Below are 21,321 nucleotides of genomic sequence, written 5' to 3' on the forward strand. Positions count from 1 at the left end.
CCGCGGAATTCCGAATATGATTAACAAAACTCGACATCCGTGATAAAAAACACCATATGAGTGAATTTATCGACAAACGTCTGCGCGCCACCCGGTTCCGCCAACGCCTTGCCATCGCGCTTCAGGATCAGGGCATGACTCAAAGCGCATTGGCCCGCCGCATCGGCGTAGACCGTTCTACCGTGTCACAACTGCTCAAGGACGACGGCGCCCGCCTGCCCAATGCCCAGGTGGTGGGCGAATGCGCTGCGGCGCTCGGGGTCTCGGCGGACTGGCTGCTCTCCCTCACCGATCGCCCCGAAAGCACCGCCGACATCCTCGCCAACGCACTATCGTTGACCGCAGCGCCGCGCGCGCTGGTGGACGAACAGATCTTCAGCTGGCATCAGGAGGCAGCGGGCTACAAGATCCGCCACGTCCCCGCGGGTCTGCCAGACATGCTCAAGACAGACGACATGCTCGAATGGGAATACACGCCCCATCTGGGGCGTACGACGGAACAGGCCATCAACGCCTCCCGAGATCGCCTGAACTGGATGCGCTCCTCGCAATCGGACTATGAAATCGCCCTGCCCCGCCACGAGGTTGACGCCTTCGCACGCGGTGTCGGCTACTATCAGGGCCTCGACGGTGACATCCGCCGCCGCCAGCTCGACATGTTTGCCGACCTCACCGCCCAGCTCTACCCCCGCCTGCGCCTCTATCTCTTCGACGCGCACCGGCTTTATTCAAGCCCGATCACCATCTTCGGCCCATTGCTGGCCGTGCTCTACCTCGGGCGCAATTACCTAGCCTTCCGCGATACCGAACGCGTGACCGCCTTCACCGAACACTTCGACAACCTGGTCCGACAATCCGACATCACCGCCCGCCAGATCCCGGACCATATCGCGGACCTCAAGTCGCTGATCTGACCACACAACTTCATTTTGCCGGAAATACTCCGGGGGAGTCGCCCATGGCGACGGGGGCAGCGCCCCCTAGACCTTCGGGTCCGGGTTGACGGTAAACCCGTCCACCGCGATCACCTGCCCGCTCACGAACCGCGCCGCGTCCGATGCCAGAAACACCGCCATCTCGCCAATATCCCGCGCCTCGATAAACGACCCCATCGCCGTCCCTGACGCATAACCGGCATAAACCTCGTCCCGCGTCATGCCCTTGGCCGCGGCCTCGCGCGCGAGAACCCCTTCCATGCGCGGCCCCTCGACCGATCCGGGACAGATCACGTTTGCCCGCACGCCAAACGGCCCCAGTTCCATCGCCAATGTCTTGGTCAATCCGATCACCGCCCATTTCGCCGCCGCATAGGGCGCGCGATAAGGGTAACCATACTGACCAGCGGTCGAACTGGTCACGATGAGCGCGCCCCGCCCGGCCGCCTTCAGCATGGGGGCAGCGTATTTCGCGGCAAGGAATGCACCTTCGAGGTTCACCGCGACACAGGCTTGCCAGTCCCTCAGGGCAATCTCCTCAACCGCCGCCGTCGGTCCCGCGACCCCGGCATTGGCGCACAAGGCATCCATCCCACCCCACTCCGAGGCAATCTCGGCAAAAAGCGCGGCTACCGAAGTTTCATCTGTGACGTCCACGACGTTCGCACGCCAATGGTCCGGTACGGACGCAACTGCGCCAACATCCACGTCACAGATCCAAACCTGCCAACCGTCCCGGTCGAACGCCTCGCCCATTGCCCGCCCGATGCCCGAGGCCCCGGCGGTGATCAGAACCCGCTTCAACGCGGCTGCCCGACATACCGCCCCACGCCTTCGGGGGACGGCAATCCGGCCTGCGCCCCGGCGAGGGTCGCAAGGTTTTGTGCGATCTCGTCACTCGGCGGTGCCGGACGACGGGTCTCAAGGCTCACGTGGATCAGGATATGCTCCCCCGTCGCCAAAAGCCGCTCTCCGGCATACATCTCGTGCCAGACATGCATCTTCTTGCCCTCGGCGTTCAACACCCGCGTGCGCACTTCGATCCGCGCGCCCAGATGTGCCTCGTCGATATGGCGGATATGGGTCTCGGCGGTAAAGAAGCTGCCTCCCGTTGCGATATACTCCTGATCACACCCCACGATCTCCATCAACCGATCCGTCGCGTCGGCAAAGGCATGCAGATAGCGGCTCTCGGTCATGTGGCCGTTGTAATCAAGCCAATCCACCGGCACCGCCCGCGCCACCGTCACCACCGGCTGAGCCGGATCGGCAATGTCGGCCATCTGCCGCACCATGCCAGCTTCGCTCGACAGTCGTTTGTCATGCGCGTTCAGCACCGCGCCGCTGGCAAAATCCTGCGCCTTCAGCGCCCGCATCATCGACACGATATTGTTGTCGCGAATGCGTTCCATCTCGCGAATGCTCATGTGTCCCGACTGCGCATCCGACTGCCCCGCAATCAGGTCGACCAGCTCATCGGTGAATTCCGGCACATCCATCAGCTTGGTCCACGGCCATTCCAGCGCCGGGCCAAACTGTGCCATGAAATGCTTCATGCCCGCCTCGCCCCCGGCCACGCGATAGGTGTCGAACAGCCCCATCTGCGCCCAGCGGATGCCGAACCCCATTCGGATCGCCTCGTCGATCTCTTCCGTGGTCGCGATCCCGTCCTTGACGAGCCACAACGCCTCGCGCCACACCGCCTCAAGGAAACGGTCCGCGATATGGGCATCAATTTCCTTGCGGACATGCAACGGGAACATGCCAACACCCGTCAGGATCTCCTTGGCCTTTTCCACCATTTCGGGCGGGTTCTTGTCCGTTGGCACCAGTTCCACGAGCGGCATCAGGTAGACCGGGTTGAAAGGATGCGCGACCATGATCTGTTCGGGGCGGCTGGCGCAGCCCTGCAGCTCGCTCGGCTTGAACCCGCTGGTCGACGAACCCAGGATCGCGCCCGCATCACAATGTTCCTGAAGCGTCTGGTACACTTTCTGCTTCAGCTCCAGCCGCTCCGGAACGCTTTCCTGAATCCACTGCGCGCCTTGCACCGCCTCGGACATCGTCTCGTGAAAACTCAACCTGCCTTCTTCGGGCATGGCCGTATCGCTCAGCCCCGGCAAAGACCGGCGCGCATTGTCCAGCACTTCACCAATCTTGCGGGTCGCCTCGGGGTCCGGGTCGAACACCCGTACATCCCAGCCATTCAGCAGGAACCGCGCGGCCCATCCGCCGCCAATTACCCCGCCGCCAATAATCGCTGCCGTCTTCATTTTGGGTCTTCCTTTCCCGCAAGATTCGGGTCGCCGCACAGCGCCGCCCCCCCTAGCGTTCCCCCATGCTAAGGAGAGCGCTCATGTCCATTCTGTTTCAGGCCTTGCCCACCGACACCGTCACCGCCATCCGCACCACCGGCATTGACGCCCATGGGCACCCGGTTGAACGCCACCTGTCCGACGGCGGCGCCTATCCCTGCCGCCATTGCCTTGGCGAAACGCCGCCCGGGCAAGACTATCTGATCCTCGCGCATCGCCCCTTTCAAAGGCTGCACGCCTATACCGAAACGGGGCCGATCTTTCTTTGTGCCGATGCCTGCACACGCGCGGCGTCTTCGCCCCATGTCCCGGCAATCCTCAAATCGCCGGGCTACATCCTGCGTGGCTATGATGCGAAGGAAAGGATTGTCTACGGCACCGGACAAGTGACCCCGACCAACCTGATTGCCGACTATGCCACACAATTGCTGGCACGGGCCGACATCGCCTTTGTCGATGTGCGCAGCGCGGCCAACAATTGCTTTCAATGCCGCGTGGTCCGCGCCGGTTAACGCTTTGGCGCCACTCGAAGCGGCACGAAACCGGTACCGATGCGATACCGACACAATACCGACGTCATACCGACGTGCCGTTCCCCGCCTATACCACGCGTTAACCATTGACCATTTCAGCCCCGGATCACCCCTGCGGCGCGCGCTTTTCAAGCCCCAGCTTGGCGCGGACTTCGTCCGGTCCGATCACCCGCGCGCCCATGTTTTCAATGATGGTCTGCGCCCGCTCGACCAGTTGCCAGTTCTCCGCCAGCACCCCCTTGTCGAGCCACAGGTTGTCTTCCAGACCAACGCGCACATTGCCCCCGGCCAGCACCGAGGCCGCCACAAAGGCCATCTGGTTCCGCCCCAGCCCAAAGGCCGAGAAGGTCCAGTCATCCGGCACGTTGTTGACCATCGCCATGAAAGTATTCAGGTCATCCGGCGCGCCCCACGGCACCCCCATGCACAGCTGCACAAGCGCCGGACTGTCCAGAACGCCGTCCTTCACAAGCTGTTTGGCATACCAAAGATGCCCGGTGTCAAAGGCTTCGATCTCGGGCTTAACCCCCAGATCTGTCATCATTTTTCCCATCGCCGTGAGCATGCCCGGCGTGTTGGTCATGACGTAATCAGCCTCGGCAAAGTTCATCGTTCCGCAGTCCAGCGTGCAGATTTCCGGCAGGCATTCGGCCACATGCGCCACCCGTTCGGTCGCGCCGACCATGTCGCTCGCGTTCGACACCGGGAACGGCGCTTCAACCCCGCCAAAGATAATGTCACCCCCCATACCAGCCGTCAGGTTCAGAACCACGTCCGTCGCGCTGTCGCGCACCCTGTCCGTGACCTCGCGGTAAAGACCAAGATCACGACTCGGCGCCCCGGTTTCGGGATCACGCACATGACAATGCACAATCGCCGCCCCCGCCTTGGCTGCAGCGATCGCACTGTTTGCGATCTCTTCAGGCGAACGCGGTACATGTGGACTGCGATCCTGCGTCCCCCCCGATCCGGTCACGGCACAGGTGATAAAAACCTCGCGATTCATTTCCAGCGGCATAGCGATTCCTTTCCGGTCGTTTGATCCAGTATTCACCTACTTGCCGCCCGCCACTTTACATTTTACGAAGTAAACTTGATGAGAATCGAAAAAACCGTCTTTTCACCTGATCCCAGACCGCTCAACACGGCGCTGCTCGTGTTTGATGACTGCAACACGCTCAGCCTTGCCGCCGCCGTCGACCCGATGCGCGCCGCCAACCGCCGCGCGGGCAAGGCGCTGTTCCGATGGCAGTTTCACACGCCCACCCCTGCCCCCATCCACCTGACCAGCGGTCTTGCCGTGACCGGCACGCCCATCACGGAGCTCAGCCACTGCGACCTCCTGATCATCGTGGCCGGATTCCGTCTGCAGGACCACGCCACGCCACGCCTTCTGTCCAGCCTGCGCCGTCTGGCGCGGCTCGGCACACCCATGGCCGCCATCGACGGTGGCCCCTGGATCCTGGCGAGCACGGGCCTGCTCGACGGCCATCAGGCCACAACCCACTGGGAGGATCTCGACGAGTTCGCCAGCCGCTTCCCGCTGGTCGACACCCGTCGCGACCGCTTCTGCCTCTCCGGCCCTTACGCAACAAGCGGCGGTGCTGCGCCCTGCATCGACATGATGCTGCACTTGATCGCCACACGCCATGGCAACGATCTCGCGCGCCGGGTCGCAGGCGCTTTTCTCTACGATCCCATGCCCGCCGGTCAGCAAAGCCCCGGATCGGTCCCCCGCCCCCTGCGACATCACCCCCAAATCGCCCGCGCGCTGGAGCTGATGGAGACAACGCTCGACGACCCCTTGCCCCTGTCGGAAATCGCGACGCGCTGCGGCCTGACCCTGCGCAGCCTGGAGCTTCGGTTCAAAAGACACCTGGGCCAATCCCCCAAGTCTCACTACCTGTCTCTGCGCCTTGCTGAAGCACATCGCCTGGCAACCGACACCGCGCTCCCGTCCCGCGACATCGCGCTGGTCACCGGCTTCAACTCCCCGGCCAGCTTTGCCCGCGCCTTCCGATCCGCCTATGGCACTTCCACCCGCGCCCTGCGCCAATCCATGGCGCGGCCCTGATCTTCATTTTGCCCAAAATACTCTCGCCGAAGGCCCTAAATCTCAACGCGCGACGGCCAAAAGCCCCGCGACATCAAGGTGCTGCTCGACATGGTCCGCCAATGCATCCAGAACGCTTTGGACGGTGGCATCATATCCGACACCCCCGACCGAGGCGCCAAGCCCCCCAAGCCAGGCTGTCCGGAACCCGTCCTCGCGGAACATGCCATGTAGATAGCTTCCCGCCACGCGCCCGTCCGCGCTGATCGCCCCTTCATCGCGCCCATCCACTCGCGCAAAGGGCCGCACACGATCCGTACCTTCGGTTCGGCCAATGTGGATTTCGTACCCTCGAAAAACCTGCCCGGACCCTGTGTGCTTGGCCATGACCTCGCTCAACCGCTTGTCCGGTGTCATCACCGTTTCAACGTCCAAAAGCCCCAGCCCTTTGGTCTCTCCAGCAGGCCCTTCAATTCCCTCTGGATCCCGCACGACCTGCCCAAGCATCTGATATCCCCCGCAAATCCCAAGTACATGACCACCACGCCGCACATGTGCGGCAAGATCGACGTCCCAGCCCTGTTCCCTCAGAAAGGCAAGATCGCCGCGTGTCGACTTGCTGCCGGGAATGATCACCACGTCGGTGTCACCGGGTAACGCCTGCCCCGCACGCAGCATGGTCAGGTTCACGCCCGGCTCCTGCGCCAACGGATCAAGGTCGTCGAAATTTGCAATGCGGCTCAAACTCAGGCACACGACCTTCACCCCGCCATCCCGTTCCGCATTGGCGATGTCCAGCGCATCCTCGGCAGGCAGCTTCCAGGCATCGGCGAAATAGGGCAACACGCCGAACCCCGGCCACCCGGTCCGCTCCGCGATCAAGGCATAGCCATCGTCAAACAGGCTCGGATCGCCGCGGAACTTGTTGATGAGGAACCCCGCAACACGCGCCGTATCGTCAGCATCCATGACCGCCTGAGTTCCAACAATCTGGGCGATCACCCCGCCCCGGTCAATATCCCCCGCAAGGATCACCGGCACATCCGCCGCCTGCGCAAAACCCATATTGGCAATATCGCCTTTGCGCAGATTGACCTCGGCCGGGCTGCCCGCGCCCTCGATAATCACCAGATCATTATGTGATTTCAATCGGTTGAAACTCTCAAGCACAGCCCCCATCAGGGTCGGCTTCAACTTGGCATAGTCCCGTGCCCTGGCCGTAGTCAGCCTTTTGCCCTGCACCACGACCTGCGCACCAACGTCTGTTTCGGGCTTCAGAAGCACCGGGTTCATGTCCACCGTCAGAGGCTTGCCACACGCCAACGCCTGCAACGCCTGCGCCCGCCCGATCTCGCCACCGTCGCTGGTCACGGCGGCATTGTTGGACATGTTTTGCGGCTTGAACGGCGATACCGAAAGCCCCCGCCGCACCGCCGCCCGGCACAGCCCGGCCACAAGCATCGACTTGCCGACGTTGGACCCCGTTCCCTGTATCATCACCGCACGTGACATGACCTACCCCTGTTTCGGCAGGAAAGCTTCCACCGCCGCGCTTGCAATCACCAGCACATTGCCGCTGTCCGGGTTGGTCACGTTCTGCCCACCAAACACCGCCTTAACCTCGGCTTGCCCACGCGGCAGCGTCGTCAAAAGTACTCCGCAATCAACCTTGTCCGGCTCTTGTACCCCAACCGTCACCTGGACGCGCATGGCCGCGTGATCCATACCAAGTGCATCGAACATCGGGATCGACGAATGCCGGATCGCATCCTCAATCGCGCGCGCTGCGGCCTTTGTATAATCCTGACCGTACTGGTCGTTCCCCATACCCATCTCGATAATGAAGCGCTGCTCGCTCATGCGGCACCCTCCAGATCGAGCGCCACCGAGATGGCGACGTTGGCAATAACCGTCGGCTTGCCGCCGTCGGCGCGCTGCACGTCCAAACCACCCTGCGCCACGGCGACGGAGACCTCGCCATAAGGAAAAACCGCGGCCACCTGGGCCACATCCACCGCATCCGGCTGTTGAACTGCCACATCAACAGTGATTTGCATCTCGCTTTTTTGCTTACCAAAAAGCTCGGCCAAGTTGATCGAATTATGCCACAACGCGTCGCGCACCGCGCGACAGGCAGCCTCGGTGTAATCCTGCCGCCGAAGCGACGTTCCCATTCCGAACTCGGTCAACAGACGTTTGACGGCCATCAGAACTCCACCCCCGCCTGCGCCTTGATACCATCCCGGAACGGGTGTTTGACCAGCGTCATTTCCGTCACCAAATCAGCCGCCTCGATCAACTCGGGCTTGGAGTTGCGCCCTGTGCAAAGCACATGGGTCATCTCCGGCTTCTCGCTCAAAAGAAAGTCCACCACTTCGTCAATATCGAGATAGTCATTGCGTAGCGCGATATTGATCTCGTCCAGCATCACGAACCGGTTCGCGGGGTCGCGGATCAGCTCTTTTGCCAAATCCCAACCTGCCTGCGCCTTGGCAATGTCGCGTTCGCGGTCCTGCGTCTCCCAGGTAAACCCCTCACCCGAGACGTGGAATTTCACCTCCTCGGGAAAATGCTCCTCCAGAAAAGCCCGTTCCCCGGTCGCCATCGCCCCCTTGATGAATTGCACCACCGCAACCGGCATGCCATGCGCGATACATCGCATGATCATTCCGAATCCCGAGCTGGACTTGCCCTTGCCGGGCCCCGTATGCACGATGATCAGTCCCTTTTCGTCCGTCTTTGTCGCCATCATGCGATCGCGCGCGGCCTTGATTTTCTTCATCTTTTCGGTGTGGCGCGTGTTCTGATCGGTCATGTCGCTCTCTTTGGGCAAGGTGTATTGCGCGGCACGAAACCATAGCGCTGCACCAAGTACAAGCGCCCCTCATTTTCCGCGTGCACCGCTGAACACCGGGCGCGGCACCGGCCCGTGCAGATGCGGCAGCATGACGACGAGGTAGATCAGCCAGCCTGCACACCACAGCCCCGCCGCCGCATCAAGCAACCCGCCCATGCGCAGGATCACCGCCGTCATGACAAGCCCGAATGCCGCCCCCACGCCCCGGCGCGCCTTCAACACGCCGGTCGCGCGCCAAGCGAACGCCCGCGCCGAGACCGCCATGATCAAACCGCCCATCGCACCCATCGCCAAGGCATGAAACCCTGCTGCCACGGGCCATAAGTCCATCGCCCGTGCCACGCCCATCGCCAAGAGTCCAGCGGGCAGCCAAAGATACGCAACCACCAGCATCGCCAATAGAGTGTCTCGCGTTGCCACCCTGACCGGCCACTTCGCGACCTGCACCAGCAATAGAACGCTCACGGCCAATGCCCATGCCCCCGGTGCCACGCCACTTGCGGCAACGCCAATCGCCAGCGCCGCGATCATCCAGGGTCCCGCTACAGACTTTCTGCCAACCGCATTGAAAAGAAACGCCGGCACCATTCGCCCACCGACGAACACCAACAAGGCAGCAAAACCCAATACCGGCCACGTGCTCGCTTCACCCCGCCACAGGAAAAGAACCGACCCGACACCAGCCAAAAGACAGATCGTGATGAAGGCCGGGCGCCACTGCCGCCCGCCCTGCTTGGCCTCCCAGATCAAGCAGCCCGCCACGCTCCAAAAAAACGCCGTGGACAATGGCGCTGCAAGCGCGGAGCCCAAAAGCACCAGCGCCCGCGCCACGATCCACAGTGCGGCAATCCCGATCAGCCGCCAGCCGCCAACCGGAGCCCGCCCGGTCCAGCTGCTGCATGCGGTCAGCAAATACCCCGCCAGCGCCGCCCCGCCGAAACCGAATGTCATCTCGTGGATGTGCCACGCCAAACCCGCTTCCAGATTCGGCCAGATCCCTGCGCCCCATTGCCAAAAACCCACCGAAACCGCCGCCCAAAGCGCCGCCAGCGGGAACATCACGCGAAAAGATGCGACCCAAAGGCCGGTTTCGGGCCACACCCGGTCGCTTGTAGGGTTCTGGGACATCAACGGCCCACTCTCCTGCTTGACAAAGACCCCCACGCTGCCTCACTTGGGCGCGCTGGTGCCTGTTTGTAGAACAGGTGAATAGGGAATGCGACACGGGGCAGGACATTGCCCCCAAGCGCAGCCGCCCCCGCGACCGTGACCGGAAAGGTCGCCCGATGCCACTGGATCTCTTCCGGGAAGGCCGGGCCACCGCAGGCCAAAGCGCCGAAATCCGCAAGCCGGGAGACCTGCCAGCAAACGAGATGACGTGAACCGGACGGGGTGTTTCCGGTGTCGGGCTGATGCAATGCAACCCGTCGCTGTTCCCCGTCCCCGACAAGGGAAGACAAGATGGCCGACGCCGACGCACCTGTCGAATTGCTGGTCTGCACCACCTGCCGTGCCGGGGCCCCGACCGATCAGGAAGGCCCCCGCCCCGGCACCCGGCTTTTCGAGGCGCTGCAAGCGGCAGACCTGCCGTCCCACGTGACCCTGCGCGGGGTCGAGTGTTTTTCCAATTGCGACCACGGCTGTTCCATCACCCTGCGCGGTGGCGACGAACGCTGGACCTATGTCTATGGCAATTTCACCGGAGCCGAGGACGCGGAACTGGTGGCCGACGGCGTCACCAAATACGCCGCAACCGCCGATGGGCTTGTGCCATGGCGCGAGCGCTCCATCCATTTCCGCAAGAACTGCATCGCCCGAATTCCCCCCCTGGAGATCCCCGAATGAGCACTCTCGAAAAACTCCCCGTCACCGTGATCACCGGCTTTCTTGGCTCGGGCAAGACCACGCTGATCCGCAACCTCATGCAGAACCCGCAGGGTAAACGCCTGGCCGTGGTGGTCAACGAATTCGGCGACGTCGGCGTGGACGGAGAAATCCTGAAATCCTGCGCGATCCCCGATTGCCCGGCGGAAAACATCATGGAACTGGCCAACGGCTGTATCTGCTGTACCGTGGCTGACGATTTCATCCCCACAATCGAGGCCCTCATGGCGCTTGAGCCGCGCCCCGATCACATCCTGATCGAAACATCCGGCCTTGCCCTGCCCAAACCGCTTTTGAAAGCGTTTGACTGGCCCGACATCCGCTCGAAAATCACTGTCGACGGCGTGATCGCGCTGGCCGATGCCGAGGCCGTAGCCGATGGTCGCTTTGCGCCCAACGTCGCCGCCGTCGATGCGCAGCGCGAAGCGGACGAAGGGCTGGACCACGAAACCCCGCTTTCCGAAGTCTTCGAGGATCAGGTTTCCTGCGCTGACATCGTACTACTGACGAAACCCGATCTTGCTGGCCCCGAAGGCGTGGCCAAGGCCAAGGCCATCGTGCTCGCCGAAGCCCCACGCCCCCTACCTGTGGTCGAAGTCGCCGAAGGTGAAGTCGACCCGCGCGTGATCCTGGGTCTTGGCGCGGCTGCCGAGGATGATATGGACAACCGCCCCTCCCATCACGACGGCCATGACGATCATGAACATGACGATTTCGAAAGCGTCGTGATCGACATCCCAGAGCAATCGGATCCCGTAGCATTCGCGGCCAAGATCGAGAAACTGGCCAAGGAACAGAACATCCTGCGCGTCAAAGGCTACGCCGCCGTCGCCGGCAAACCCATGCGCCTTTTGGTTCAGGCTGTGGGCGCACGCGTCCGTCATCAGTTCGACCGCCCGTGGAGGCCGGAAGAAGCCCGTCAGGGCCGCATGGTGGTCATTGCCGAGCATGACGACATCAACCCCGACAAGATCCGGGCCGCTCTGGTAGACTAAATCCCATGCACGTCGTCTTTCGCGAAAGCCACGGGTTGGATGAGACCGAAACCCCGATCGACCTGGGCCAGTCCCCGGCCGATCTGGTGGCGCTGTCATTTTCCGATTCCGACCTTGGCGCATTCGCGGCAGGCTGGCACCGCGCGGGTGGCGATCTGCCCTCGCTCCGGCTCGCCAATCTCGCGGCGCTAAAACACCCGCTTTCCGTCGATACCTACATCGAACAGACCTTGCACGGCGCCAAGGCCATCCTGATCCGCCTGATCGGCGGCATTTCCTATTGGCCTTATGGCATCCAACAGGTTCAGGCACTGGCTCAGGAAAAGGGCATCGCGCTCGCCGTGCTGCCCGCAGATGGTCGTCCCGACGAACGACTTGACGAGGTCTCGACCCTCCCGGTGAGCACGCTGCATCGTCTGACCCACCTCTGTGACACCGGCGGTGCGATCGCCGCACAGGCCGCCTTGGCACAGCTTGCCTTGGCCGCAGGGCTTTATGCGCGCCCTGTGCCCGGCTCCAAGAACCTGCCCGATGTCGGCGCATGGACGCCCGAATCCGGTCTTTGCAAAGCCGAGGACATCTGCGATCCGTCCAAGCCCCTGATCGCACTGACCTTCTACCGCGCATATGTCAGCGCCGCAGACACCGCGCCAATCGAGGCCATGTTTGCCGCGTTCCGAAGCCGCGGCTTTGACGTGATCGGCCTGTTTGCCCCCTCACTCAAACAGCCTCAGGCCGCCGCATGGCTGGCTGATCAGTTGCGTACGCTCACGCCAGCCGCCATCGTCAACGCCACGGCCTTCTCCGGCAAGGGTGATGACGGCACCTCTCCTCTGGATGCTACGGACGCACCGGTTTTTCAGGTCGCGCTTTCCACATCTCGCCGCAAAGCCTGGGCCGAGGCCGAACGCGGTCTGTCTCCGGCGGACCTTGCCATGCATGTGGTTCTGCCCGAGGTCGATGGACGCCTGTTTGCGGGCGTCACTTCGTTCAAAGAGCCGGGCAAGAAAGACGCTGCACTTGAGTATTCGCGCTTCGGCCACCGAGCCGAATCCGAACGCATCAGCGCGTTGGCCGACAAGGTACAGGGCTGGGTGTCCTTAGGCCAAAAACCCAATTCTGACAAACAATTGGCCGTCGTCCTGAGCACCTATCCGGGGAAAGACTGGAACATGGCCCATGCGGTTGGCCTTGACCCGTTGGCAAGCGTCGAGGCGATGCTCGAGGACATTGCGAGCGAGGGGTACGATACCGCCACTTCCCCTTGCCCGGTGCGCGACAGCCTGCAAGCCGAAACCCTGTGCTGGCCGCTCGAAGAATACAAAGCCGCGCTTGCGATCTTGCCTGAAACGCTTCAGGGCGCGCTCACCGAGACATGGGGTGCGCCAGAAGACGATCCGACTTTCCGCGATGGCGCCTTTCACTTCGCCGCCACAACCCGCGGCAATGTCCTTATCGCCTTACAACCCGAACGCGGGCAAGACACGCTGCGCGACGACGAATATCACGACCTCAGCCGCACACCCCGCCATTCCTATGTCGCCTTCTACCTGTGGTTGCGCTTGATTCAAGGTACCGATGCCCTGATCCATGTGGGCGCCCATGGCACGCTGGAATGGCTGCCCGGCAAATCCGTGGCTCTTTCCCGTGAATGCTGGCCCGATGCATTGATCGGTGGCACGCCGGTGATCTATCCCTTTATCGTCAACGACCCCGGCGAGGCCGCACAGGCCAAACGCCGCATCGGCGCACTCACTTTGGGCCATGTGCCCCCACCGTTGAAAACATCAGCCACCCCACAGCGGTTTGCCCGGCTGGAATCCTTGCTTGATGAGTTTTCCAACGCCGACGGCCTTGATCCCAAGCGCCGCGACAGGTTGCAGCAAAACATCAGCGATGAGGCACAAGCACTTGGATTACAAAGGGAACTTGGACTAGGCGACGCCACATCCCTTGCCGAGGCGATCACGCGCATCGACACATTTGTGTGTGACATCAAGGAAAGCCAATTCGGGGACGGTCTGCATATCTTTGGGCGCGCGCCCCAAGCGTCGGGCAGCTTTGATGCGACCCCTTCCGCTGCGTCCGAGAAACAAGGTTTCCTGCGTGCTCTCAATGGCTTGCGGATCGAAGCGGGTCCATCTGGCTCTCCCTATCGCGGGCGCCATGACGTGCTACCTACCGGGCGCAACCTTTATACAACTGATCCCCGGTCGGTCCCCACCCGCGCCGCCTATGCGCAAGGGGTGAAACTGGCCGAGGAACTGGTCCGCAAACACCTGCAGGACGAAGGCGACTACCCCAAGAACCTGATCGTCGACCTCTGGGGCTCGGCCACAATGCGCACTGCTGGCGAAGAATTCGCCATGGCCCTGCATCTTCTTGGCGCCAAACCCGTCTGGGACGAAGGCAGCGAACGCGTCAGCGGTGTTGAAATCCTGCCCATCGCAATGCTCGAACGCCCGCGCATCGATGTGACCCTGCGCGTCTCCGGCCTGTTCCGCGATGTGTTCCCCACACTATCGGCCCTCTTCGGCCAGGCCATCCGTGCGCTCAGCGAACGCGACGAAGCCACCGACTGGAACCCGTTTGCAGGTCGCGTCACGGCGCCCCGCGTCTATGGCCCCGCGCCGGGAAGCTATGGGCTCGGCATGGGCCATGACATCGAAGACTACTCGGACGAAGGCCGCCGCGCGGCGGGCGAGGCTTGGCTCAACGCCTCCTCCTGGGCTCTGGATACCGGCGCCGAAACCCAGGATCGGGACGGGATCGCGGAACGCGTGGCACAAGCCGACAGTTTCGTGCATCTTCAGGACCTGCCCGAAACCGACCTCCTGCTCGCGTCGGACTATGCCGCGCACGAGGCCGGGTTTGCCGCCGCGCAGAAGATAACCGGTGGCACCGCAGCGCTCTATCACGTCGACAACACCAACCCCGATGCACCCCGCGCCCGTGGTCTGACCGAGGAAATCGCCCGCGTCGTGCATGCGCGCGCCACCAATCCCGACTGGCTCGCGGGCATGATGCGCCATGGTTTCCGCGGAGGCGCGGAAATGGCCGCCACCCTCGATCACATGGCCGCCTTTGCCCATCTCGCCGGGGCGGTGCCCCCCCAACTGTTTGATGCCTATCACGACGCAACCCTTGGCAGTGACGAAATCATCGCTTTTCTTGAACGCGAGAACCCCAAGGCACTGGCCGCCATGCGGGACCGCTTTGCCGCCTTGCACGAAGCCGGGTTGTGGCAAACCCGCCGGAACTCGATCCTAGCAGATATGGAGCGCCTGTCATGATCCGCCCCGACGCCAAGGGATGGTGCCCGGGCGCCTATCGTCCGATGATGTCCGGCGACGGGCTGGTGGTGCGCGTGCGCCCAACCCTCGCACGATTGACGCGTGACCAGATGCTGGGACTCTGCGCAGCAGCAGAGCGCTTCGGTTCCGGCCTGATCGACCTTACAAGTCGCGCCAATCTGCAGGTCCGGGGTGTCGCCGCGGCTGACCACGAACCGCTTCTGCGCGCGTTGCATGCGCTTGATCTTCTCCCCGACGATCCTGCATTGGAAAGCCGCCGAAACATCCTGATTACGCCATTCTGGCAGGAAGGCGACGATACCCACCGTCTTGCCATTGAGTTGACCGAAAGGCTCGCTGAGTTGCCCGAGATGCCCGCCAAGGTCGGCTATGCCATCGACCTCGGGCCCAATCCGATGTTCACCGCCAACTCGGCCGATTTTCGGCTCGAACGGACCTCGACCGGCGACATCCTCCTGCGCGCGGACGGTATGTCACGCGGGCGACTTGTTACGCCGGACACGGCCATCGACGCCCTGATCGACATGGCCCACTGGTTCGTGACAACCGGCGGCCCGGTGCATCGACGGATGGGCAACCACGTTTCCTTCACCCAGCCCCCGGCGGACTGGCAAGCCGCACTTCCAGCGGCCCCCGCGAAACCGGTGGCTCCGGGACAGACCAAAGCCGACGCTCTTTACGGCGCTGCCTTCGGCCAACTGCCCACCTCCCGTCTTGCCGCTCTGCTCAACGCGACACGGGCCACGGCCATGCGCGTGACCCCATGGCGGCTCTTCCTTCTGGAAGACACCGAAATGGCGCCCACCACCGATTTCATCAACGATGCCAACGACCCGCTCCTGAGGATCGACGCATGCCCGGGTGCGCCACTTTGCAACGCGTCAAGCGTCGACACCCGCGCGCTTGCGCGCATGCTGGCGCCGCTTGCCCGACGCCCTCTGCATATCAGCGGTTGCGCCAAAGGCTGCGCCCGCCCGCGCGCCTGTTCCACGACCCTTGTCGGCGAAAACGGCGCTTTCAACCTTGTCCGCAATGGCCGCCCGTGGGATGAGCCCACCGAAACCGGCCTTGCGCCCGAAACCCTTGCCCAGCGCATCGGAGAGTTTTGATGCCATATGAATACGAAAAAAACGGCCAGGCCATCTATGATGAGAGCTTTGCCACCATCCGCCGCGAGGCCGACCTCGCCGGTTTCGACGCCGACGAAGAACAGGTCGTTGTTCGAATGATCCATGCCGCCGGAATGGTCGGCCTTGAGAAACACGTCCGTTTTACCCCCGGCATGGTCGCCGCCGCCAGAAAGGCCATGGAAGACGGCGCCCCGATTTTCTGTGACGCCCGCATGGTCTCCGAGGGTGTCACCCGCCCACGCCTGCCCGCCAACAACGAGGTGATCTGCACTTTGCACGCCGAAGGCATCCACGCGCTGGCCGCTGAAATGGGCAACACACGCTCTGCCGCAGCCCTCGAACACTGGCGTGACCGGTTGGGTGGCGCCATCGTCGCCATTGGCAATGCCCCCACAGCGTTGTTTCACCTTCTGAACATGCTCGAAGACCCCGCCTGCCCGCGCCCGGCCGCGATCATCGGATGCCCGGTAGGTTTCGTCGGTGCACGCGAGAGCAAGGACGCGCTCTGGGCCGATCAGCCAGTGCCCTGCATGATCGTCGAGGGGCGTCTGGGCGGCTCTGCCATGACCGTCGCCGCCATCAACGCCATCGCCAGCCGCAAGGAATGAACATGGGCACGATTTATGGGCTGGGGCTTGGCCCCGGCGATCCCGACTTGATGAGCGTGCGCGCGCACCGCCTCCTCACCAATGCCAAGCACGTCGCCTTTTTCCGTAAAAAGGGGCGCAAGGGACAGGCGCGCCAGATTGTCGAAGGCCTCTTGCCGGAAAACGCCATCGAGTTCCCGATGGAATACCCCGTGACCACCGAGATCTCGGTGCATGATCCGCGCTATAATGAGCTATTGTCCGCATTTTATGCCGAGGTCACGCAGCACCTGATCGAACTGGCAAACGCGGGCGAAGACGTTGTGGTGCTCTGCGAAGGGGATCCGTTCTTCTATGGCTCCTTCATGCATCTTTATGCGCGCCTACGCGACGTGGTCCCGGTGGACGTGGTACCCGCCATCACCGGTATGTCCGGCGCGTGGACTGCAACCGAAACCCCGATCACCTGGGGCGATGATGTGCTGACCGTGCTGATGGGAACGCTCGAACAGGACAAGCTCACCGATTACATCCGTCGCACCGACGCGCTGGTGATCATGAAGATCGGCTCGAACTACGACAAGGTTGTCGCCGCGCTCAAGGATGGCGGCAAATTCGACAACGCGTGGCTTGTGCAGTTTGCAACAATGGGCAGCAAACAGACCGTGACCAAACTTTCTGAAATGACCGACCACGGCACGCCGTATTTTTCCATCGTCATCGTGCATGGACAAGGACGACGCCCATGACCGGCTCGCTGGTTATCGCCGGACTCGGCCCCGGCAACGATGCCCTGATCACACCCGAAGTGCAGGCCGCACTGGACCGGGCCACTGATATCGTCGGCTATATCCCTTATGTGGAGCGCGTTGCCGAACGCCCCGGCCTTACGCTGCATCCATCGGACAACCGCGTCGAAATCGACCGCTCGTGCCATGCGCTTGAAATGGCCTCGGAGGGCAAACATGTCGTGGTAGTCTCATCCGGCGACCCCGGCGTCTTTGCCATGGCCGCCGCCGTGTTCGAAGCGGTCGAGCACGGAGAACCCGACTGGCGCGACCTCGACATTCAGGTCCTGCCCGGCATTACCGCCATGCTGGCCGCTTCCGCGGCCTGCGGAGCGCCGCTCGGGCATGATTTCTGCGCCATCAATCTCAGCGACAACCTCAAACCCTGGGCCCTGATCGAAAAGCGCCTGCGCCTTGCCGCCGAGGCGGATTTTGCCATGGCCTTCTACAACCCCCGCTCCAAATCACGCCCGGAAGGCTTTGAGAAGGCGTTGAAAACGCTTCAGGATGCCTGCGGCGACGCTCGTCCGATCATCTTTGCTCGCAATGTCTCGCGCCCGGATCAGCGGATCGGTATCGTGCCTCTGACCGAAGCCACACCGGACATGGCAGACATGCGTACGGTGGTTCTTCTGGGCTCGTCCCGCACCCGGATTATCGAGCGCAACGGCGCGCCTTTCGTCTACACGCCGCGCTCGGTCGAAGACGTATGATCTGTGAAGGCCCATGGTCGCCCAAAACGGGAGGGGACGGGGCGTCCGTGTCAGGTCGGCTGAACCCGTTCCAATACCTCTTCAACCACCGCCAGCTCCAGCCGCAGCGGCAGCTTCGGTCGATCGATCATGATCACAGGCAGCCTCAGGTCTCGCGCAGCCTGCAACTTGGCCTCTGCTCCAACACCCCCGGCATTCTTGCACACAACCACATCCACACGGTGTTCCCGGAACAATGCCGTATCCCCGGCCACATCAAACGGCCCACGCGCGACAACAACCGTGTGATGCGGCAAGGCAATCTCGTCCCCGGGGGTATCGACCAACCGCAGAACATAGTGATGCTGCGGTTGCGCGGAGAAGGCAGGCAGGTTCAGCTTGCCCAAGGCCAGCATTACGCGCCGCGCCGGTCCTTCCAGGGCCGCAACTGCCCCCGACACATCCGCGACACAGGTCCACTCATCGCCATCTTGCGCGCGCCAGGCGGGGCGGGTCAGGGCAACAAGGTCCACCCCGGCTTTCCGACAGGCATGATAGGCATTCCAACTCATCTGCGCGGCAAAAGGGTGCGTGGCGTCAATGACATGCGTAATGTTATGCTCGTGAAGATAGCGGACCAACCCGTCCACCCCGCCAAATCCGCCCACCCGTTGCGGGATCGGCTGGACCCTGGGTGCGGCAACCCGGCCCGCATAGGAAAACACGGCATTCATGCCGCGTTCCGCCACCGCGCGGGCAAGCATGCTGGCCTCGGTTGTGCCGCCGAGAATAAGGAGTTTGCAAGACATGGCTGACGCTCCGTGGCTGACCATCGTGGGCTTGGGCGAAGATGGACCGGATGGCCTCGCCCCCGCAAGTCGCAAAGCGCTGGATGAAGCGCAAGTGGTGATGGGCGCCGCGCGCCACCTTTCCCTCATATCCGACCTGACCGCCAAGACGGTAGAGTGGCCGGTCCCGTTTGCCGACGGCATCCCCCAACTGTTGACCCACCGGGGCACACCCACTGTCGTCCTGGCGTCAGGCGATCCTTTCTGGCACGGCGCTGGTACAACGCTCGCCCGTCACCTCGTACCGGGCGAGTACATCACCCTGCCCGCCCCCTCGACCATGTCGCTGGCAGCCGCTGCCCTTGGCTGGCCTCTGGAACAGACCCTGACCATGGGGCTGCACGCCGCCCCCTTCGCCCGCCTGCGTCCCCACCTGCATCACGGCCAGCGCGCGCTTGTCACCCTGCGGGACGGCCCTTCTGTCGTGGATTTCGCCGCTTGGCTCGTGCAACAAGGTTTTGGCCCAACCACCCTTCACGTCATGGAGGCCCTCGGCGGCCCGCGCCAGCGTGTTCGATATGCCACGGCCCAAACGTTCAATCTCTCTGATATCCAACACCCGGTTTGTCTTGGCCTCGACATAGCGGGCGAAGGCCCAGCCCTCCCGTTGGCCACGGGGCGTCCAGATGACCTTTTTGACCATGACGGCCAGATCACCAAGCGCCCCGTACGCGCCCTGACCCTCTCGGCACTGGCTCCCCATCCGGGCGAGCATCTCTGGGACATCGGCGGCGGCTCTGGATCGATCTCGATCGAATGGCTCTGGTCTCACCCGACCACGCAAGCCACTGCCATCGAAACCGACCCTACCCGCGCAGAGCGCATCCGCGCCAACGCCGCCGAACTCGGCGCAGACCGCCTGACCGTTGTCACGGGCACGGCGCCCGATGCGCTTACAGATCTGCCGGCGCCGGATGCCGTCTTCATTGGCGGCGGTCTGAACCAAACCATGCTCGAAACCGTCTGGGCCGCGCTGCCATCGGGTGCACGCCTCGTCGCCAATGCCGTCACGCTCGAAGCCGAGGCTTTGCTCGCACTGTGGCACGGTGATCGGGGCGGCGATCTGATGCGCATCGAACTGGCCCATGCCCACCCCCTCGGGCGCAAGCGCGGCTGGAAGTCCGCTTATCCCATCGTGCAATGGAGCGTTGTGAAATGATCGTCGCCGGGTTCGGATTTCGCGGCATCGCGACCACGCAAAGCCTGCGAGACGCTCTCGCGCAGACGGGGCCGCATGTCCCCACCCTGCTTGCAGCGCCCGCGGACAAAGCGTATGCCCCAAGCATCCAACAGCTAGCCCAGGAGCTTGGTCTCTCCGTGTTCCCAGTTCCCGCCCCCTTGCTAGAATCGGCACAGACACTGACCCAATCGCCCAAGGCGCAAGAGCATCGCGCCACGGGCAGCGTGGCCGAAGCCTGCGCCCTTGCCGCAGCGGGTGCACACGCGGCCCTGCTGGCACCCCGCCAGATTTCAACCGACCGGCGCGCCACATGCGCCCTTGCCCAAGGATCGCCCGCATGACCGTGCATTTCATTGGCGCCGGACCGGGCGCCGCCGACCTGATCACACTCCGGGGGCGCGACCTGATCGCCGCCTGTCCCGTCTGCCTCTATGCGGGATCCCTCGTGCCGGACGAAATCCTGGCTCACTGCCCGGACGGCGCCACGATCATCAATACCGCCCCGCTCGATCTCGACGCAATTGTGGCCCATTGCAAGGCCGCCCATGCCAAGGGACAGGACGTCGCCCGCCTGCATTCCGGCGACCTTTCGGTCTGGTCTGCCATGGGCGAACAGATCCGCCGTTTGCGGGCCGAAGGCATCCCCGTTTCCGTCACCCCCGGCGTGCCCAGCTTTGCCGCCGCCGCCGCTGCGCTGCAAACAGAACTCACCCTGCCGGGCCTTGCCCAATCCGTGATCCTGACCCGCACACCAGGCCGCGCCTCTTCAATGCCCTCGGGGGAAACGCTCACCAATTTCGCGGCCACCGGCGCGACGCTGGCGATACACCTCTCGATCGGCAATCTGGACACGGTGATCACTGATCTGACCCCGGCCTATGGTCCCGGCTGCCCCGTGGCCGTGGTCTATCGCGCAAGCTGGCCTGATCAGCAGGTGATCCGCAGCACGCTCGCATCCCTCAAGGACGACGTCACACAAAACATCACCCGCACCGCGCTCATCCTCGTCGGTCCGGCTCTTGCGGGTGAAGGCTTCGACGAATCCTGCCTCTATGCCACCGAATACGACCGCCGCTATCGCCCACAAACCGCGGACAGCCCCTGGTCGAGCTGGAGTCACGGCGATGATTAATAATAACCCTCATCTTCCTTTTGCCAAAAATATCCCGGGGGTCCGGGGGCTGGCCCCCGTTCCCGGCTCCCAACATAT

General features: G+C 63.1%; 22 protein-coding genes and 1 riboswitch. Of the genes, 13 read left to right on the forward strand and 9 right to left on the reverse strand.

From position 1 onward, the window contains the following. Positions 1 to 56 precede the first annotated feature (56 nt). Positions 57 to 914 carry a helix-turn-helix domain-containing protein gene (locus ACS3QZ_RS06890; protein WP_456037164.1) on the forward strand — a complete coding sequence of 286 codons (858 nt, stop codon included), beginning with the start codon at positions 57 to 59 and terminating at the stop codon, positions 912 to 914. Positions 915 to 980: 66 nt separating this feature from the next. On the opposite strand, the gene ACS3QZ_RS06895 is transcribed toward ACS3QZ_RS06890, so the two are convergent. After that, positions 981 to 1,739 (reverse strand): SDR family oxidoreductase, encoded by a 759-nt coding sequence (locus ACS3QZ_RS06895; protein WP_456037165.1) that lies wholly within the window; start codon positions 1,737 to 1,739, stop codon positions 981 to 983. After that, the gene (locus ACS3QZ_RS06900) at positions 1,736 to 3,208 is read right to left on the reverse strand and encodes a carnitine 3-dehydrogenase (RefSeq protein WP_456037166.1); all 1,473 of its coding nucleotides are present in this window, start codon (positions 3,206 to 3,208) and stop codon (positions 1,736 to 1,738) included. Before ACS3QZ_RS06900 ends, ACS3QZ_RS06895 begins: the two co-directional genes overlap by 4 nt. 83 nt (positions 3,209 to 3,291) lie before the next feature. Here ACS3QZ_RS06900 and ACS3QZ_RS06905 point away from each other — a divergent pair, with 83 nt between their 5' ends. Continuing rightward, on the forward strand, positions 3,292 to 3,762 hold the full coding sequence (locus tag ACS3QZ_RS06905) for a DUF1203 domain-containing protein (RefSeq protein WP_456037167.1): 471 nt from the start codon (positions 3,292 to 3,294) through the stop codon (positions 3,760 to 3,762). Positions 3,763 to 3,889: 127 nt separating this feature from the next. Here ACS3QZ_RS06905 and bcoG read toward each other — a convergent pair whose 3' ends face one another. After that, on the reverse strand, positions 3,890 to 4,801 hold the full coding sequence (bcoG, locus tag ACS3QZ_RS06910; protein WP_456037168.1) for a 3-dehydrocarnitine:acetyl-CoA trimethylamine transferase BcoG: 912 nt from the start codon (positions 4,799 to 4,801) through the stop codon (positions 3,890 to 3,892). A gap of 78 nt (positions 4,802 to 4,879) precedes the next feature. Between bcoG and ACS3QZ_RS06915 the strand changes: the two genes are divergently transcribed. Beyond that, positions 4,880 to 5,857: a GlxA family transcriptional regulator gene (locus tag ACS3QZ_RS06915; RefSeq protein ID WP_456037169.1), complete on the forward strand. Its 978-nt coding sequence runs from the start codon at positions 4,880 to 4,882 to the stop codon at positions 5,855 to 5,857. A gap of 42 nt (positions 5,858 to 5,899) precedes the next feature. On the opposite strand, the gene ACS3QZ_RS06920 is transcribed toward ACS3QZ_RS06915, so the two are convergent. The 5 genes from ACS3QZ_RS06920 to ACS3QZ_RS06940 all read right to left on the reverse strand — a co-directional run bounded on the left by ACS3QZ_RS06920 (position 5,900) and on the right by ACS3QZ_RS06940 (position 9,821). Beyond that, the gene (locus ACS3QZ_RS06920) at positions 5,900 to 7,348 is read right to left on the reverse strand and encodes a cobyric acid synthase (RefSeq protein WP_456037170.1); all 1,449 of its coding nucleotides are present in this window, start codon (positions 7,346 to 7,348) and stop codon (positions 5,900 to 5,902) included. A gap of 3 nt (positions 7,349 to 7,351) precedes the next feature. Then, positions 7,352 to 7,696 carry a Lin0512 family protein gene (locus ACS3QZ_RS06925; RefSeq protein ID WP_456037171.1) on the reverse strand — a complete coding sequence of 115 codons (345 nt, stop codon included), beginning with the start codon at positions 7,694 to 7,696 and terminating at the stop codon, positions 7,352 to 7,354. Beyond that, positions 7,693 to 8,043, reverse strand: a complete 351-nt coding sequence (locus tag ACS3QZ_RS06930; RefSeq protein WP_456037172.1) for a Lin0512 family protein — start codon at positions 8,041 to 8,043, stop codon at positions 7,693 to 7,695. Before ACS3QZ_RS06930 ends, ACS3QZ_RS06925 begins: the two co-directional genes overlap by 4 nt. Further along, positions 8,043 to 8,651 carry a cob(I)yrinic acid a,c-diamide adenosyltransferase gene (cobO, locus tag ACS3QZ_RS06935; protein ID WP_456037173.1) on the reverse strand — a complete coding sequence of 203 codons (609 nt, stop codon included), beginning with the start codon at positions 8,649 to 8,651 and terminating at the stop codon, positions 8,043 to 8,045. Before cobO ends, ACS3QZ_RS06930 begins: the two co-directional genes overlap by 1 nt. A gap of 69 nt (positions 8,652 to 8,720) precedes the next feature. Further along, the gene (locus ACS3QZ_RS06940; protein WP_456037174.1) at positions 8,721 to 9,821 is read right to left on the reverse strand and encodes an NnrS family protein; all 1,101 of its coding nucleotides are present in this window, start codon (positions 9,819 to 9,821) and stop codon (positions 8,721 to 8,723) included. Positions 9,822 to 9,860: 39 nt separating this feature from the next. Next, a riboswitch (cobalamin riboswitch) is annotated at positions 9,861 to 10,073 on the forward strand. A gap of 81 nt (positions 10,074 to 10,154) precedes the next feature. Here ACS3QZ_RS06940 and ACS3QZ_RS06945 point away from each other — a divergent pair. The 7 genes from ACS3QZ_RS06945 to cobJ are packed head-to-tail and all read left to right on the forward strand — an operon-like array spanning position 10,155 to position 18,104. Continuing rightward, positions 10,155 to 10,538 (forward strand): DUF1636 family protein, encoded by a 384-nt coding sequence (locus ACS3QZ_RS06945; RefSeq protein ID WP_456037175.1) that lies wholly within the window; start codon positions 10,155 to 10,157, stop codon positions 10,536 to 10,538. Further along, positions 10,535 to 11,572 carry a cobalamin biosynthesis protein CobW gene (cobW, locus tag ACS3QZ_RS06950; protein ID WP_456037176.1) on the forward strand — a complete coding sequence of 346 codons (1,038 nt, stop codon included), beginning with the start codon at positions 10,535 to 10,537 and terminating at the stop codon, positions 11,570 to 11,572. The genes ACS3QZ_RS06945 and cobW overlap by 4 nt, the downstream gene beginning before the upstream one ends. 5 nt (positions 11,573 to 11,577) lie before the next feature. Next, positions 11,578 to 14,865: a cobaltochelatase subunit CobN gene (gene cobN, locus ACS3QZ_RS06955; protein ID WP_456037177.1), complete on the forward strand. Its 3,288-nt coding sequence runs from the start codon at positions 11,578 to 11,580 to the stop codon at positions 14,863 to 14,865. Continuing rightward, positions 14,862 to 15,995, forward strand: coding sequence for a precorrin-3B synthase (gene cobG / locus ACS3QZ_RS06960; RefSeq protein WP_456037178.1), 1,134 nt, complete (start codon positions 14,862 to 14,864; stop codon positions 15,993 to 15,995). The genes cobN and cobG overlap by 4 nt, the downstream gene beginning before the upstream one ends. Next, positions 15,995 to 16,624 (forward strand): precorrin-8X methylmutase, encoded by a 630-nt coding sequence (locus tag ACS3QZ_RS06965; RefSeq protein ID WP_456037179.1) that lies wholly within the window; start codon positions 15,995 to 15,997, stop codon positions 16,622 to 16,624. The genes cobG and ACS3QZ_RS06965 overlap by 1 nt, the downstream gene beginning before the upstream one ends. After that, positions 16,621 to 17,352 (forward strand): precorrin-2 C(20)-methyltransferase, encoded by a 732-nt coding sequence (cobI, locus tag ACS3QZ_RS06970; RefSeq protein WP_456037180.1) that lies wholly within the window; start codon positions 16,621 to 16,623, stop codon positions 17,350 to 17,352. Before ACS3QZ_RS06965 ends, cobI begins: the two co-directional genes overlap by 4 nt. After that, complete coding sequence (gene cobJ, locus ACS3QZ_RS06975; protein ID WP_456037181.1) at positions 17,349 to 18,104, forward strand: precorrin-3B C(17)-methyltransferase; 756 nt, start codon at positions 17,349 to 17,351, stop codon at positions 18,102 to 18,104. Before cobI ends, cobJ begins: the two co-directional genes overlap by 4 nt. Positions 18,105 to 18,154: 50 nt before the next feature. Here cobJ and ACS3QZ_RS06980 read toward each other — a convergent pair whose 3' ends face one another. Beyond that, positions 18,155 to 18,892 carry a cobalt-precorrin-6A reductase gene (locus tag ACS3QZ_RS06980; protein WP_456037182.1) on the reverse strand — a complete coding sequence of 246 codons (738 nt, stop codon included), beginning with the start codon at positions 18,890 to 18,892 and terminating at the stop codon, positions 18,155 to 18,157. Between ACS3QZ_RS06980 and cbiE the strand changes: the two genes are divergently transcribed. From cbiE to cobM, 3 genes are read left to right on the forward strand one after another with little or no spacing between them, the layout of a single operon-like run. Beyond that, positions 18,891 to 20,090 carry a precorrin-6y C5,15-methyltransferase (decarboxylating) subunit CbiE gene (gene cbiE, locus ACS3QZ_RS06985; protein ID WP_456037183.1) on the forward strand — a complete coding sequence of 400 codons (1,200 nt, stop codon included), beginning with the start codon at positions 18,891 to 18,893 and terminating at the stop codon, positions 20,088 to 20,090. The genes ACS3QZ_RS06980 and cbiE overlap by 2 nt on opposite strands. Continuing rightward, positions 20,087 to 20,452 carry a cobalamin biosynthesis protein gene (locus tag ACS3QZ_RS06990; protein WP_456037184.1) on the forward strand — a complete coding sequence of 122 codons (366 nt, stop codon included), beginning with the start codon at positions 20,087 to 20,089 and terminating at the stop codon, positions 20,450 to 20,452. Before cbiE ends, ACS3QZ_RS06990 begins: the two co-directional genes overlap by 4 nt. Beyond that, positions 20,449 to 21,243 (forward strand): precorrin-4 C(11)-methyltransferase, encoded by a 795-nt coding sequence (cobM, locus tag ACS3QZ_RS06995; RefSeq protein WP_456037185.1) that lies wholly within the window; start codon positions 20,449 to 20,451, stop codon positions 21,241 to 21,243. The genes ACS3QZ_RS06990 and cobM overlap by 4 nt, the downstream gene beginning before the upstream one ends. Positions 21,244 to 21,321: the final 78 nt, after the last annotated feature.

This window comes from Shimia sp. W99 (assembly GCF_053851455.3).